The following is a 15,712-nucleotide window of genomic DNA, read 5'->3' on the forward strand; positions in this document are numbered from 1 at the left end:
ATTTTAGGGGTTCAATGGGATTTTAGTTAGGAAATAAACGGAGCGTCTTCCTTCCTCTGAATTGTTAATGGTTTGGTTGCCTGAAGCGATAAAGTGATTGCTGTACCAATAATGTAAATCTGATTTTTCTTGACGGCGGATTTTATCACCCTCATTTTGAGTACTTAATTCCTGTATTTTTTCATCGCCCGATTGACCCTCTGCGCTGATGTATTTAGAAATGATGTTGTTCCCTCTTTGGTAAGATAAAGTCAACATATCTCCATGTAAGGAGGTCTTTATTTTTTGAATCAACTTATCCTCTTTGATATTATTCAAATCGATGGATTGATCCCACAATACGTTACCTTTTTCATCTAATTCAGCGATGACTGCGTGGGTATAAATCCAACCATCAAATTGCTGTGAATTACTAAAGGAATTGTATCCTCTGTATCCCCAAGGGCTATAATAGCTGGAAAATGGCGAATACAATCCGTAATTTCCGTAGCCCCAACGATAGGGATTATAAAGCATATTCCATGGGGAATAAAGTCCACCACCTAGCATTCCTAAGGTTCCACCAAAAGGAGAATAATTCACATATTTATAATCCGGATAAAAGGCTTCCGCTACGACGATATAATGGTCCCCTTTTTTAATGATTTCATGCATTAATAAGCGATAATCCAATCGAAGCTCCTCCCCTTTTTCTTCTTTCGATTTAATCTTTTTCTCTTGTTTATTCTTTTGCTTTTCACCTAAGAAATTAAAGAAGTTCGTAAACTGGGTAAAGCTTGTAAACTTGGATTCCTGTAAATCACCATCCAGATAGGAACTGAAATACAATCCTTGAGAACTAGGTCCTTTAGAAGATCCAATAGATCCTTTGTGGCCATAGGTACCCACTACTACCTGCAAGGAATCGTTCAGTTGAGTGGATTTAGCATTCATTTGAGCGTACTCCTCTTTCGGGTTCATCGTAATTTGCCCTAATTGATTCCCATCCTCATCAAAGGATTTCAAAATTAGTTGGTAGTTCTTTGCCTTTTTACCTACGGAATAGACCACATTGATTTGCTGCTGTGTCGTATCTAAATCCATCGACTGGATTTCTGCTTGACCATTCACCACAGCTGGAAGTATGCGCGTTCTTTTTTCACTTAAATTGGTAAAAAGAATAACCGGGGTATTATTCACAATTCCTCCGATAAAGAGCGATTGATTTAAAGCCTTGAAGTTTGAAATTTCCATTTTTTCTACGGAGAAAATTTGGAATTTTTCTAGTTTACCATCAGTCGGGTTAACACGAACGATGTAATAATTATTGCTTTTAAATCGACTGAATAGTAAGTATAGATTATTTCCATCGTAGCAATGTGTGACAAAATCAAGATTCCCTTCGATACTACCCTGGTTCATCCAAACCTGCTCTAAATTCGTGTTGAATTTTCGAATGTTGAATTCTGATTTGCCTACTTGTGTTAATACGATAACCCCTTTTTCCCCTAGAGGAATGGAAAAGGTTTCTAATTGTCCTGCGATAGGAATCTCAATTCGCTTGATTTCTTGAGCGTTTGCCGCTAGGCCACAAAGAAGTAAAACAATGAGTAGACGGATCGATTTCATCTGTTATTCAGCTAGGCTTAAAATAATATCGAATTCTGCTTTTGCGACGGGCGTTACCGATAAACGGGATTGTTTGATGAGTGCTAGACCGGATAAGCGATCGTCAGCTTTCATCGTTTTCAGGGTTACGGTTTTAGCGAATTTTTTCACAGGAATTAATTCGACTACCACCCAGCGCGGATCTTCTGTGGTCGGGTCTGGAAAATGTTCTTTTTGCACTTCGGCTAAACCTACTACTTCCATCCCTTCGTTTGAATGGTAAAAAAAGACCCAATCGCCCTTTTTCATCGCCATCATATTATTCCGGGCTTGGTAATTTCGCACCCCATCCCAAACAGATTTCCCCTCCTTAACGAAATCATCCCAAGAATATTTGAACGGTTCTGATTTAACTAACCAATAATTCATATTTAGGGGAATTTAGGGAATTTAGAGAAGTCTGGTTTACGCTTTTCGAGGAAGGCATTCTTACCTTCTTTGGCCTCGTCAGATAAATAATACAAGAGTGTGGCGTTACCGGCTAATTCTTGAATACCCGCCTGTCCGTCTAATTCCGCGTTGAACGCAGATTTCAACATGCGAAGCGCTAAAGGACTTTTTTCCAAAATCTTCTCACACCACTCCACCGTCGTTTTTTCCAAGTCTTCTAAAGGAACTACTTTATTCACTAATCCCATTTGAAGCGCGTCTGACGCGTCATATTGATCACATAGTAACCAGATTTCTCTTGCTTTCTTTTGACCTACTACTCGTGCTAAATAAGAAGCACCAAAACCTCCATCAAAAGAACCTACATTAGGTCCTGTTTGTCCAAAACGTGCATTTTCTGCGGCTATCGATAAGTCACAGATGACGTGTAAAACATGTCCGCCACCTATCGCCCAACCAGCCACCATCGCCACCACAGGCTTCGGAATGGTTCTGATTTGACGTTGAAGATCTAACACATTTAAGCGTGGTACAGCATCTTTCCCTACATATCCGCCGTCTCCGCGTACGCTTTGATCCCCACCAGAACAGAAGGCTTTGCCTCCCTCACCTGTTAAAATAATCACACCTACACGCGTATCTTGACGCGCTAACTCCATCGCTTCAGACATCTCCTGCACCGTTAATGGCGTAAATGCGTTGTGTTTGTGCGGGCGATTAATGGAGATTTTAGCAATTCCATTATAGAATTGAAATAAGATATCCTCGTAGGTTTTAATGGTTTCCCAAGGAAAAGATGAGATCATAGATTTACTGGTTTGATTCGTTGTATTCAACCTCCCACGTATGGTCGGCTAATAAAGTTACTTTAGCTAAAAAACGGCTGTATTTGAATGAGCGGCCCCATTCTTCTGGTGCTACCAGAGAAAGCAGGTCTGCTCCATTCTCTTTTTCGTATAAATAATAGGTCTCGCTAATGATGGGTTCGAAGCCCATGGCGGCATCATAAATGCGCTCGGATATTTCTTTTCGATCGGCTAATAATTTCGCCTGACGTGCCAAAACCTCCATTTGTTCATACAACTGGTTCATTTGGCGATCCGTTTGCTGGCGCATGGCCAGCATGGAACGTCCTTTCACCTTACCCATGTCGTCCGGTTTAATAACCGCTCCTCCTGCTGTATGAGCATACGGTAGTAAACCAGGATTTTCGGCTACTTTATCAGGATTGATGGGATTAAAAAATGCTTCTTCTGACATAAATGGGGCTTGCTAAAGGGTGTACCTTCATTAACCTACGAAATTAGAGAATGTTTGGTTAATTTTGGAAAGATTCTCTAATTATATGCGTCACCTGGCTTCACTCTTCTTGGATTTCCCTGTTGCTGAAACAGAATTTGAACAGCAAGTTTTTACTTTTTGTCAGGCTTGGCGAGCGGGTCAAACGGAATTTACCTTTCATACTTCAGGTTCAACGGGAGAACCAAAGCCCATTGTAATATCTCGCGAGCGCCTGTATGTTTCGGCGAAGACGACTGGAGATTGGTTGAAATTAGAGAAAGGAGATGCGGCTTTGTTATCCCTTTCTCCTCTGTATATAGCTGGAGCAATGGTCTTAGTACGTGCTTTGGTACACGATTTATCTTTGATTTTAGTCGAACCTTGCCAAAACCCCTTAAGCCAGATTCCTCCGACTGACATTCATTTAGCTTCTTTTGTTCCCACGCAATGGGCTACCATGCTCGATTCAGGAATTCACCTCAGCGACTATTTTAAACAGGCAAAAGGTGTGCTATTAGGTGGCGCCCCCTTACCTGACAGCTTGCGAAAAGACTACGGTTTTCCTGTTTATGAAACTTATGGTATGACCGAAACGGTTTCCCATATTGCCTACAGGACTTGGAATCAGTCCTATTTTCAAACATTGCCAGGTGTCCAAATCGCTCAGACTGACGAAGATTGTATATTGATTTGTGCTCCGACGACCGAAAACAAATGGATAGAGACAAGAGATGTGGTTGAACTGGTGGCCGCGGGTCAATTTGTCTTAAAAGGACGTTTAGATCGTGTCATTAATTCTGGCGGTATCAAGTTACAACCAGAGAAAATAGAACAAGTATATCGTTCATTGACCTCCTTGCCCCTTTTTGTAGCGGGAATTCCGGACGCATTTTGGGGAAATAAATTGGTTTTGTTTTTGGAATCCTCCATGCCTATGTCATTTTCCGTAGAGCCGGGGCTGCTCAGTTCTGCAGAGATTCCCAAAGAAATCATTTGCCTTCCTTCTTTTATTAAAACCGCGAGTGCTAAAATTGATACGGCGAAAACCGTAGCTTTGTATCTTAATTCCCTTTAGATGAACCCGAATAAATTATCCCGCAGCTTCAAACTATTCTATGAGTCGCCCATTAATGTGCCAGCGCCTTACCATTTAGAAGCTGTATTTTCTTTTTTACAATTTGATACAGACAAGCCCTCGGTGGCGATTGAAATTCAATACATTGATCGCTCGGATTTTTCGCGCGAAGAATTAATTGCGGATGGTTTAGTGCCTGATGATAGCTGGACTTATGAAGGTGAATTGCCTTTGGTTTGGCGAGATCGTTTGATGTCTGCGTTCCAAGAATATGTGACAGGATCTTGCTCACCTAAAGACCAGGAGCCTTTTATTACACTGGAAGCGAATGATACTACCCCTAATGTTCCCTTGTATTTAGAGCCTCAGGAATCGTTAATTCAAGAATTCATGCAAGCGATGTTCGAAATCGATGGTCGCGAATTACCCCTTTATTTAGGATTTCAATTTATGGATCGCAAAGGTAATTGGCGCAAAATCGAAGGAGAAATGTCTTTTGCCTCCTTGAGTTTTACGTATCAAGACAGTGAAGAAGGACAGAAAACCTTTGCTAATTGGGATGAATTACAAGATTTAATGAACCACGTATTTATCGCAGAATTCTCTGCAGACAAGGCGAATCAGAACTGTAAATCGGCTAGTTTAGCTGTATATCCAGGGGATGGATTATGGTATGTAGCCGGACATTCGCTACGTAAACCCAGTGGGAATAATTACTATTTTGACGAGTTAGAAGAAAAATTGCAATTCATTTTTTAACGATGGAAAATCAAATTTTAGACGTTCTGAGCCTTCAGAAATCCGCTTTATTGCGTTTATCAACTTCATCTGCTACTGAGCGAATAGAGAAATTACGCAAAATCGAAAGCTATTTGATGCAACACAAGAACGAATTGTGTGACGCCTTATATGCTGATTTTAAGAAGCCAGCTTCTGAAGTGGTGATAGCGGAGATGTTAGGTGTAAAGCGAGAAATTAACCATACCATTAAGCACTTGAAGTCATGGATGAAGCCTCAATCGGTTTCAACGCCCCTGATGCTTTTGGGAACGAAAGGATTAGTGCAGTACGAAGCTAAAGGGCTTTGTTTGATCATTTCTCCTTGGAATTACCCATTTAATTTGTCGATTTGTCCCTTGGTGCATGCCATTGCGGCCGGAAATGCGGTGATTTTGAAACCTTCAGAATTGAGCCCTGCCACCGCGGCATTTATTCAAAAGATGATTTCATCCTTATTTGATCCGAGTGAAGTAGCTGTTTTTGAGGGGGATGCCTCCGTATCTACGTTTTTATTAGAGCAGAAATTTGATCATATTTTTTTCACTGGGAGTCCAGCCATTGGTAAAGTGGTCATGGCAGCGGCTGCCAAGCATTTGACATCCGTAACTCTTGAATTAGGGGGTAAATCGCCTGCGATTGTGGGCCCTGATGTGAATGTGGAAGAGGCTGCAGCGAAAATTGCTTGGGGTAAGTTCTTGAATAATGGCCAAACCTGCATCGCCCCAGATTACCTCTATTTACATGAGAAGAATTATTATTCATTTTTGAAAGCGTTAGAGGCGACGGTTGAAACTTTTTACGGAAAGAACGTAGCCAAAAGTAAAGATTATGCGCGGATTGTGAATCGCCGTCATTTTGATCGCATCGTTTCGCTTTTAGAGGATGCGAAAGAGAAAGGGGCACAAGTGTTGTTTGGTGGAAAGACCGATGCGGACGATTGCTTTATTGAGCCTACTGTATTGATTAACTGCACTCCCGAGATGCGCATTATGCAGGAGGAGATTTTTGGCCCTATCTTACCGGTGATGTCCTATCAAGATGAATTACAAGTCACAGCAAGCATTCGTCAGGGAGATAAACCACTGGCTTTGTATGTGTTTTCAGCTAACGCGGAGTTTAATCACTACATTTTAGATCATACGAGTTCGGGGACGTCAGTCGTCAATGATTGTTTGATTCAATTTGGGCATAATGAATTGCCTTTTGGTGGAGTAAATCACTCAGGCATTGGTAAATCAGGTGGTCACTATGGTTTTGTGGAATTTTCTAACCAAAAATCAGTGGTCATTCAACGAACTAATTTACTGAAAAACTTCTATCCTCCTTACGGCGTGAAAGTACGTTGGATGATTGATTTTGTGTTAAAATGGCTATAAGAGTATTCTTTTTAGGGTGTTTGTTTTTATGGTCTTGCCAAAGTTCCCCAGATTCTAAAGGAGAAAAGATACCAGATCGGCAAGCCATTTCCGTAGGTCAGCAAGCGGAAAAGAACATTCAATTTCTAACCCTGCAACTGGAAGATCAGCCGAGTGCGAACTTGTATTATTTACGTGCGAAAAATTATGTGACTCTGCATGCCTATGGTTTAGCGGACCAAGATCTAGAGAAATCCTTGCGTGATAATCCCGGCGAGCCTGCCTATTTAGCACTTTCAGCCCAAATTAAGCAAAAAGTAGAGGATTATTCTACTTCGATTGATCGCGCGAAATTGGTTGAAATTACGGAATGGAATTCTCCCCAAAATAGTCTTTTACTGGCTCAAAATTATGTTGCCACAAAGCAAATGAGTTTAGGCCGCTATTATATAAAGAAAATTAATGCCGAGCATTTGCCGACCCTTGATAAGGCCGTCTTTAAGGCTGTGAAAGAGTATGCCGTTTCAGATTCTGTTCGACTTTATACTTTGATGGATACTAAGCCTGCAGATGAATCGCCTTTAGTCTATGTGTTTTATGATCAGGCTTTACAAAAGCTTGCCTCCTTGCGCTACCAGCAACTCATTTTAGCTAGTTTGAAGAAATACCCGATGGATCCCTATTTTATGCGGTATTGGGCTCGTTTTTTGGTTAAAATGAAAAAATATTCTCAGGCGGCTTTGGTCTATAAACAGGTGCTTAAAGTATATCCTAAAACGAAATCCTTGCAAGCGGAATTGGTGTATTTTGATTTAGCCAAACAAGGTTTATTACCCATCAAGCGCGCAGAATCTGCTTCAGATTCACTGGCTGTTTCGTCAGATTCTTTATCTCAAAATTAATCAGGTGCGCATTTCAATACATTGCGCCTTAATTTGTACCTTTGCACAAATTTTTTAGAATGATCAAAATTACATTTCCCGACGGACAAGTAAGAGAATTTGAAAATGGAATCACTCCTTTTCAAGTAGCCTTGTCTATTTCAGAAGGTTTAGCACGTAACGTGTTAGCGGCTAATTTAAATGGTGAAGTAGTGGATTCCTCCACTCCTATTGAAGCAGATGCAGCTTTACAATTGTTAACCTGGAATGATGCAGATGGGAAAAAGACCTTTTGGCATTCATCTGCTCACTTATTAGCAGAAGCGATCGAGGCTTTGTATCCAGGTACCAAATTTGGTATCGGGCCAGCTATTGAAAACGGTTTTTACTACGATATCGACTTAGGAGAGCAAGAATTTGGTTCAGATCAATTCAAGGCGATCGAAGATAAAATGCTGGAATTAGCACGTACGAAAAATGAATATGTTCGTACTTCTGTTTCTAAGGCTGATGCCATTTCTTATTTCCAAGAGAAGGGCGACGAATACAAATTAGAATTAATTGATGGTTTAGCTGATGGCTCGATCACCTTCTATAACCAAGGTAATTTCACGGATTTATGCCGTGGACCACACATCCCTAATACGGGTTTTATTAAATCCGTCAAATTACTTTCTGTGGCTGGAGCCTACTGGCGCGGCGACGAAAAACGGAAGCAATTAACGCGTATTTATGCGATCACTTTCCCTAAAGCGAAAGAATTAGAAGAATATTTGACCTTATTAGAAGAAGCTAAACGCCGTGACCACCGTAAACTCGGTAAGGAAATGGAATTGTTCGCTTTTTCTGAGAAAGTAGGCATGGGTCTACCCTTGTGGTTGCCTAAAGGCACATTATTGCGTGAGCGTTTAGAAAACTTCTTACGTCGTGCGCAAGTAAGAGCAGGATATTCACCTGTAATCACTCCACACATTGCGAGCAAAGAATTATATGTGACTTCTGGTCACTATGCGAAGTACGGAAAGGATTCTTTCCAACCCATTCGTACGCCGGATGAGAATGAGGAATTCTTCTTAAAACCGATGAATTGCCCTCACCACTGCGAGATTTACAAGACAAAGCCTCGTTCTTACAAGGATTTGCCTTTGCGTTTAGCGGAGTTTGGTACGGTATATCGGTATGAGCAAAGTGGTGAATTGCACGGTTTAACGCGTGTGAGAGGCTTTACTCAAGATGATGCGCACATTTTCTGTCGTCCTGATCAAGTAGAGGACGAGTTTATGAAGGTAATTGACTTAGTTTTATATGTGTTCAAAGCCTTAGGATTTGATTCCTATTCAGCTCAAGTTTCTTTGCGTGATAAAGAGAACAGAGAAAAGTACATCGGTAACGATGAAGATTGGGATCGGGCTGAGTCAGCGATTATTCGTTCAGCAGAAGCCAAAGGTCTTCCTACCGTAATTGAATACGGCGAAGCGGCTTTCTATGGCCCTAAGCTTGACTTTATGGTGAAAGATGCCTTGGGTCGTAAGTGGCAGTTAGGTACCATTCAGGTAGATTATCAATTACCACAACGTTTTGAATTAGAATATACGGGTTCAGATAATATGAAACACCGTCCAGTCATGATTCACCGTGCACCATTTGGTTCATTAGAACGTTTCGTTGCTATTTTAATCGAGAATACTGCGGGTAATTTCCCTTTATGGTTATCTCCTGACCAAATTGCTGTTCTTCCTATTTCTGAGAAATACGAGGATTATGCGAACGAATTGTACTTACGCTTACAAGAGAAAGATTTACGTGGGTATGTAGATCACCGGAATGAAAAGATGGGGCGTAAAATTCGCGATGCGGAAATCGCTAAAGTGCCTTTCATGATTGTAGTAGGTGAAAAGGAACAAGCAGAAGGTATTGTCAGCGTTCGTAAGAAAGGTGACGGAGATGTGGGATCGATGACTTTGGACGCTTTCATCGCGATGGCACAAGAAGAAATCCAGTCCTTAACCTATGAAAAATAGGAGCTTATGCGCTTTTTGCTTGCAATTGCGTTAATTTTGATTTAGCTTTCGATTTAATCTATATTAAACCCATTTTATTTTATGGCTTTACGCCCGAATAACAATTACAGAGGAAACAGAAGAGAAGAAGAGCCATACCGCATTAATCAGTTAATTCGTGGTGTAGAGGAGGTTCGTTTAGTAGGCGAGAATATTGAGGTGGGAGTTTATCCCTTTGCGAAGGCTTTGGAATTAGCTGGAGCTCAGAATTTAGATCTTGTGGAGATTTCTCCTAAAGCAGTCCCTCCTGTTTGTAAGATCATCGATTATGCTAAATTCAAGTATGATCAAAAGAAGAAACAGAAGGAAATCAAAGCCAATGCCACGAAAACGGTCATTAAAGAGATTCGTTTCGGTCCTAACACGGATGAGCATGATTTCAATTTCAAATTAAAACATGCCGTTAATTTCCTAAAAGAAGGTGCTAAAGTGAAAGCTTACGTGCACTTTGTGGGTAGAACGATTGTGTTTAAGGAGCGTGGTGAAATGTTGCTTTTGAATTTCGCTAAAGGTTTAGAAGATGTAGGTAAGCCAGACGATATGCCTAAATTAGAAGGTAAGCGTATGAGCATCATCTTCTCCCCTAAAGCTATCAAGAAATAATTTTCATACGGATGCTGGAATTATAGGGTAATTTTCATTACTTTTGCATTCCAAATTTCAAAATTTAATTTTTACATAATTATCAAACAATGCCAAAAATTAAAACTAACTCTGGAGCGAAAAAACGTTTCAAAGTAACGGGAACTGGTAAGATTAAGCGTAAACACGCATTTCATAGCCATATCCTAACTAAAAAAACAACTAAACAAAAGCGTAATTTAGTTCACGCTACTTTAGTTCACCCATCTGATATGGACCGCGTTAACTTATTGTTAGGTCTTTAATTAGAATTTAAGTTATTGTTAAACCAGAAAGAAGGCTCAAGTAATCAACCGATTCGCCTCATTTCAAAAAACAAAAAATTATGCCAAGAAGTGTCAATCACGTAGCCTCAAGAGCTAGAAGAAAGAAAATCCTTAAGTTAGCGAAAGGATTCTACGGTCGCGGAAAAAATGTCTGGACAGTAGCAAAAAACAAAGTAGAGAAAGGTTTGCAATACGCATACCGTGATCGTAAAGTTAAGAAAAGAGATTTTCGTGGTTTATGGATCCAACGTATCAATGCAGCAGCTCGTCAAGAAGGTCTTTCTTACTCAGCGTTCATGGGTAAATTCAATAAATCTGGAATGACTTTAAATCGTAAAGTTTTAGCTGACTTAGCGATGAATCATCCTGAAGCTTTCAAAGCAGTTGTGAAGAACTTGAAGTAATTCTTGTTTCAACAGAAAGAGAGCCTCGAATTTTTCGGGGCTTTTTTTTGTGCCTATATTTGTCCTATGATGCATCAGCCGATCTACCTTGATTATGCAGCGACTACTCCGGTTCACCCGGAGGTGCTTTCGGCTATGCTCCCCTATTTTACAGAAGTATTTGGAAATGCAGGTTCATCTGCCCATTTGTATGGTTGGAGAGCCGCAGAAGCGGTGGAGCAGTCTCGTGCAACATTAGCAACCTATTTTCAAGTAAAACCCTCCGAAGTCGTATTTACATCCGGCGCCACTGAATCTATTAACTTAGCAATACGTGGTTTTCTGCAAGGAAAGCCGAAAGGACACCTCATTACGAGTGTTATGGAACACAAGGCTGTATTAGAGGTGTTTCATGCCTTAGAGGTCGAAGGTTGGTCGGTGACTTATTTGACGGATATTGCGGAACTTGAAAAAGCCATTCGTCCAGAGACGATATTCATTTCTCTAATGTTAGTCAACAATGAAGTAGGGACTATTTTAGACTATGAGGAGGTATTGCGCCTTTGTGAAGCTCGAGGTATTTGTTTCCACACAGACGCAACTCAAGCCATAGGAAAACTCTCGCTGACTAAATTGCCACATCTTCTAAGTTTTAGTGGACACAAGATTTATGGCCCTAAGGGAATCGGTGCTTTAATTGCTCGAGTTCCTTTACAGCCAATTCATTATGGTGGTGGGCAGGAACGAGGTTTACGACCTGGTACTTTACCAGTTCCGTTAATCGTGGGGTTGGCAAAGGCTGTGGAGATGATTCCTGACTGGCTTTCTAAAGCTTCTTTTTACCAGGATGCCAAAGAGCGTCTTTCTAGTTACCTCCCATTGATTAATTCTCCTGAAAATTCCGTTCCATCCATTCTTAATTTTACGCTAAAAGGGGCTGATTGGGAAAAAATGTTTCAAGTATTAAACGGCTTAGCGTTTTCGAATGGTTCAGCTTGTAATGCTAAAACTGAATTACCTTCGCATGTACTAAAAGCACTAGGGCACTCAGACGAAGATGCGTTAGCTAGCGGCCGTTTTAGTCTAGGTTATTTCACGACGAATGAAGAGATTGATCGCGTGTGTGATATCCTTTCTCACCATTTACCTACACTTCTATGAAAGAGCTTTATACGGTCATTCAACAAGTAAAAGACCTTCAAAAGTCAGGGTTAAAATTTGTCTTAGCAACCGTGGTTCGTGTGGAGGGTAGCGCCTACCGTCGTCCCGGAGCGAGAATGTTGATCGCAGAAGATGGAAACTGGTGGGGTGGAATTTCAGGCGGTTGTTTAGAGGGGGATATTTTAAAAAAGGCGCAATTGGCCTTGTTTTCGCAAAATTATAAAACGATTACTTACGACACTCGGGAGGAAGATCCGTTTGCCTTAGGTATTGGATTAGGTTGTCAAGGAGTCATTGAAATTCATATTAATCCATTTCAGGATCAAATTAATGCGCTGGTCGAAGCTTTAAAGAGTCATTTAGAAGGAAATGTAGCTCATACTTTACAGATGCATTTATCGGCTAATTTTAAAATTGAATTAGATGATGCATTTGCTTCACATGGAAGTGAATGGTCGGATGGTGTCTTTACGGAGTATTTGCCAGCGCCTATGACAGTATGGGTCTTTGGGAATCAATTCGATGCGCAAGGATTTATTCAGCAAGCGAGTGGATTGGCTTGGCGCGTGAATTGGGTAGGGATATTGTCCAAAATGGCATCGCATCTTACTGTTCAGGGGCGCTATAGTTATGAGGATCTTTGGCCTATACAATCCTCCGATTTTCTGGTGATGATGACGCATGATTTGGAAAAGGATGTAAAGATTTTGGAAAAATTGCTCTCCGCTCCTATTACACCAGCCTATGTGGGAATTCTAGGGCCTAAAAAAAGATTTGAAAAGCTCCAAAACCATTTCAAGCAGGATTTAGTTACGCTATTACCTATTTCGACACCGATTGGTCTGGATATAGGTGCAGAAGGACCAGAAGAGATTGCGATCTCCATTATGGCCGAAATTTTAACCCTAAAAAATAACAGAAACGGTCAGCGATTGCATCTTCGAGATCGTGCCATTCACGAATAGTATGAGTACACAAATCAACCGCCTAAAAGAACAAATTTCCCCTTTACGTGATGCCTTAGTGCATCATCCAATCAATTCCTTTATTCAAAGTACCGCAGAACTTGAGGTGTTTATGAAACACCACGTTTTTGCGGTATGGGACTTTATGTCCCTAGTAAAGAAGTTGCAACAGGAATTTACCTCTGTTGATGTGCCTTGGAATCCCAAAGGCCCAGCTGAGGTCCGTTATTTAATTAATGAGATCGTCTTAGGGGAAGAGTCCGATGTGGATCAAAATGGTGTTTACATCAGCCATTTTGAACTTTACTTAAGAGCGATGGAGGAATTGTCGTTTATGCCCTCTCCTTTCTTACAGGAGTTAAGATCTTTTGCGAATTTGGATGAATTATTACTGGCTATCCCTAAAGCCAATATCCCTGAATCCGTTAAGGCTTTCTTAACATTTACTTTTTCATCTATTCAGAATAGAAGTATAGAAGAGATTGCGGCCATATTTACTTTTGGTAGAGAGGACATTATTCCGGAGATGTTTCAAGTCATTGTTGATCAATTAAAAAGAGATTCACCGGATAAAGTAGAAACTTTAGTGTATTACTTAGAGCGTCATATCGAAGTAGATGGTGGTCACCACAGTGAGTTAGCCTATAAGATGATGGAACATTTGTGTGGTAACGATGAGTCTAAGTGGAAGAAAGCGACTCAGGCTGCGGTGGAGTCATTGCAGGTGAGGCTGAAGTTGTGGGACGGGATAGTAGAGCATAAAGCATAAAGCACAAAGAATAAAAACGCAAAAAGCCCGATCCATCACAGATCGGGCTTTTCTACTTTACCGCTTAGGCTTATTTTACTTCTTCAAAAGAAACGTCTTCCGCTCCTCCGTCAGATCCATTTGAATCTGCTGATTGAGTTGCTTGACCGCCTTCTGCTTCAGCTCCTGCCGCATACATCTCTTGAGATGCCGCTGTCCAAGCCGTGTTTAATTTTTCTAATCCAGCATCGATACCAGCTAAATCTTGAGAAGCGTGAGCCACTTTTAATTCTGCCAAAGCACCTTCGATCGCCGTTTTATTTCCTTCCGATAATTTTTCACCGTATTCTTTCAATTGCTTGTCCGATTGGAAAATCAACGCATCTGCTTGATTGATTTTTTCTACTTTTTCTTTTTCTAATTTATCCGATGCTTCGTTTGCTTTCGCCTCGTTACGCATTTTTTCGATATCCGCGTCCGTTAAGCCACTAGATGCTTCGATACGGATTTTTTGTTCTTTACCTGTTCCTTTGTCTTTGGCAGAAACGTTCAAGATACCATTCGCATCAATATCGAATGTTACTTCAATTTGAGGTACACCGCGTTGTGCAGGTGGCAAACCATCTAAGTGGAAACGACCTAATGAACGGTTATCTTTCGCCATTGGACGCTCTCCTTGAAGTACGTTTAATTCTACGGATGGTTGGTTATCCGCTGCCGTAGAGAATGTTTCAGACTTCTTCGTAGGAATCGTCGTATTAGCTTCGATCAATTTCGTGAATACACCACCCATGGTTTCGATACCTAATGAAAGTGGCGTAACGTCTAATAATAACACGTCTTTCACCTCTCCTGTTAATACTCCACCTTGAATAGCAGCTCCGATCGCAACCACCTCATCTGGATTAACTCCTTTAGAAGGTTTTTTGCCAAAGAATTTCTCCACTTCCTCCTGAATACGTGGAATACGCGTCGAACCACCTACTAAGATGACCTCATCGATATCCGAGTTCGTGTAACCGGCGTTTTTCATCGCACGCTTACAAGGCTCTAAGGTACGCTGGATTAAGCTATCGGCTAATTGCTCGAATTTCGCTTTTGATAAAGAGCGTACTAAGTGTTTCGGGATACCATCTACCGGCATAATGTACGGTAAGTTGATCTCTGTAGAAGCACTTGAACTTAATTCAATTTTCGCTTTTTCAGCCGCTTCTTTTAAGCGCTGTAAAGCCATTGGATCTTTACGCAAGTCGATATTCTCGTCAGCGATGAATTCTTCCGCTAACCAGTTGATGATTACTTGGTCAAAGTCATCTCCACCTAAGTGTGTATCGCCATCTGTTGATTTTACTTCGAATACGCCATCGCCTAATTCAAGTACCGATACGTCAAACGTACCACCACCTAAGTCGAATACCGCAATCTTCATATCCTTACCACCTTTGTCTACGCCATAAGCAAGAGCAGCAGCCGTAGGTTCGTTGATGATACGTTTTACTTCTAAACCTGCGATTTGTCCTGCTTCTTTCGTCGCTTGACGCTCTGCATCATTAAAGTAAGCAGGAACAGTGATAACTGCTTCCGTTACAGTTTGGCCTAAATAATCCTCTGCTGTTTGCTTCATTTTTGTCAAAATCTGCGCAGAAATTTCTTGTGGCGTATATAAACGATCACCGATGCGAACACGTGGTGTATCATTATTTCCTTGCTCTACCGAGTAAGAAATCGTTTTTAGTTCAGAGCTAACCTCTGAATATTTTTTACCCATGAATCGCTTCACAGATGAAATCGTATTCTGTGGATTTGTAATCGCTTGTCTTTTCGCAGGATCACCTACTTTACGTTCGCCGTTCTCTAAAAATGCAACGATCGATGGAGTCGTACGTCTACCTTCTGAGTTTGCAATAACGACTGCCTCGTTCCCTTCCATTACCGCCACACATGAGTTGGTGGTTCCTAAGTCAATTCCAATAATTTTTCCCATGATTATTTTTAAATATTTTGACAGCATTTATACAAGGAATGTGCCATTTGAGATGGCCAAAGGCTTTTGTGACATATTGTCACCTTTTGATTTA

16 protein-coding genes are annotated in these 15,712 nt (G+C 41.0%); 11 read left to right on the forward strand and 5 right to left on the reverse strand.

Annotated elements, in window-relative coordinates; genetic code table 11:
* Nucleotides 1-3: 3 nt before the first annotated feature.
* Genes EWU21_RS09005 through EWU21_RS09020 form a run of 4 tightly spaced genes read right to left on the reverse strand, consistent with a single transcriptional unit; the run spans nucleotide 4 to nucleotide 3,297 of the window.
* Nucleotides 4-1,608, reverse strand: a complete 1,605-nt coding sequence (locus EWU21_RS09005; protein ID WP_130896631.1) for a hypothetical protein — start codon at nucleotides 1,606-1,608, stop codon at nucleotides 4-6.
* 3 nt (nucleotides 1,609-1,611) lie between these two features.
* A complete protein-coding gene (locus EWU21_RS09010; RefSeq protein ID WP_130896632.1) occupies nucleotides 1,612-2,016 on the reverse strand; it encodes an EVE domain-containing protein in 405 nt (134 codons plus the stop codon).
* 2 nt (nucleotides 2,017-2,018) lie between these two features.
* Nucleotides 2,019-2,843, reverse strand: a complete 825-nt coding sequence (menB, locus tag EWU21_RS09015; protein WP_130896633.1) for a 1,4-dihydroxy-2-naphthoyl-CoA synthase — start codon at nucleotides 2,841-2,843, stop codon at nucleotides 2,019-2,021.
* Nucleotides 2,844-2,847: 4 nt separating this feature from the next.
* The gene (locus EWU21_RS09020) at nucleotides 2,848-3,297 is read right to left on the reverse strand and encodes a DUF2452 domain-containing protein (protein WP_130896634.1); all 450 of its coding nucleotides are present in this window, start codon (nucleotides 3,295-3,297) and stop codon (nucleotides 2,848-2,850) included.
* 85 nt (nucleotides 3,298-3,382) lie between these two features.
* On the opposite strand from EWU21_RS09020, the gene EWU21_RS09025 reads away from it, so the two are divergent.
* The 11 genes from EWU21_RS09025 to EWU21_RS09075 all read left to right on the forward strand — a co-directional run bounded on the left by EWU21_RS09025 (nucleotide 3,383) and on the right by EWU21_RS09075 (nucleotide 13,655).
* Complete coding sequence (locus EWU21_RS09025; RefSeq protein WP_130896635.1) at nucleotides 3,383-4,393, forward strand: AMP-binding protein; 1,011 nt, start codon at nucleotides 3,383-3,385, stop codon at nucleotides 4,391-4,393.
* Nucleotides 4,394-5,152, forward strand: a complete 759-nt coding sequence (locus EWU21_RS09030; protein WP_130896636.1) for a hypothetical protein — start codon at nucleotides 4,394-4,396, stop codon at nucleotides 5,150-5,152.
* A gap of 2 nt (nucleotides 5,153-5,154) precedes the next feature.
* On the forward strand, nucleotides 5,155-6,549 hold the full coding sequence (locus EWU21_RS09035; protein ID WP_130896637.1) for an aldehyde dehydrogenase family protein: 1,395 nt from the start codon (nucleotides 5,155-5,157) through the stop codon (nucleotides 6,547-6,549).
* Entirely contained in the window at nucleotides 6,540-7,430 is an 891-nt protein-coding gene (locus tag EWU21_RS09040) for a hypothetical protein (protein WP_130896638.1), read from the forward strand. The genes EWU21_RS09035 and EWU21_RS09040 overlap by 10 nt, the downstream gene beginning before the upstream one ends.
* A gap of 59 nt (nucleotides 7,431-7,489) precedes the next feature.
* Entirely contained in the window at nucleotides 7,490-9,430 is a 1,941-nt protein-coding gene (thrS, locus tag EWU21_RS09045) for a threonine--tRNA ligase (RefSeq protein ID WP_130896639.1), read from the forward strand.
* An 81-nt stretch (nucleotides 9,431-9,511) separates the two neighbouring features.
* The gene (infC, locus tag EWU21_RS09050; RefSeq protein WP_130896640.1) at nucleotides 9,512-10,072 is read left to right on the forward strand and encodes a translation initiation factor IF-3; all 561 of its coding nucleotides are present in this window, start codon (nucleotides 9,512-9,514) and stop codon (nucleotides 10,070-10,072) included.
* A gap of 89 nt (nucleotides 10,073-10,161) precedes the next feature.
* Entirely contained in the window at nucleotides 10,162-10,356 is a 195-nt protein-coding gene (rpmI, locus tag EWU21_RS09055) for a 50S ribosomal protein L35 (RefSeq protein WP_130896641.1), read from the forward strand.
* 80 nt (nucleotides 10,357-10,436) lie between these two features.
* The gene (rplT, locus tag EWU21_RS09060; protein ID WP_130896642.1) at nucleotides 10,437-10,781 is read left to right on the forward strand and encodes a 50S ribosomal protein L20; all 345 of its coding nucleotides are present in this window, start codon (nucleotides 10,437-10,439) and stop codon (nucleotides 10,779-10,781) included.
* 66 nt (nucleotides 10,782-10,847) lie between these two features.
* Nucleotides 10,848-11,921 (forward strand): cysteine desulfurase family protein, encoded by a 1,074-nt coding sequence (locus tag EWU21_RS09065; protein ID WP_130896643.1) that lies wholly within the window; start codon nucleotides 10,848-10,850, stop codon nucleotides 11,919-11,921.
* Nucleotides 11,918-12,886 (forward strand): XdhC family protein, encoded by a 969-nt coding sequence (locus EWU21_RS09070; protein WP_130896644.1) that lies wholly within the window; start codon nucleotides 11,918-11,920, stop codon nucleotides 12,884-12,886. Before EWU21_RS09065 ends, EWU21_RS09070 begins: the two co-directional genes overlap by 4 nt.
* A gap of 1 nt (nucleotide 12,887) precedes the next feature.
* A complete protein-coding gene (locus EWU21_RS09075) occupies nucleotides 12,888-13,655 on the forward strand; it encodes a DUF3050 domain-containing protein (protein WP_130896645.1) in 768 nt (255 codons plus the stop codon).
* Nucleotides 13,656-13,725: 70 nt separating this feature from the next.
* Here EWU21_RS09075 and dnaK read toward each other — a convergent pair whose 3' ends face one another.
* Nucleotides 13,726-15,618 (reverse strand): molecular chaperone DnaK, encoded by a 1,893-nt coding sequence (gene dnaK / locus EWU21_RS09080; protein ID WP_130896646.1) that lies wholly within the window; start codon nucleotides 15,616-15,618, stop codon nucleotides 13,726-13,728.
* Nucleotides 15,619-15,712: the final 94 nt, after the last annotated feature.

Source organism: Aquirufa antheringensis (assembly GCF_004307425.1).
Classification (GTDB): Bacteria; Bacteroidota; Bacteroidia; order Cytophagales; family Spirosomataceae; genus Aquirufa; species Aquirufa antheringensis.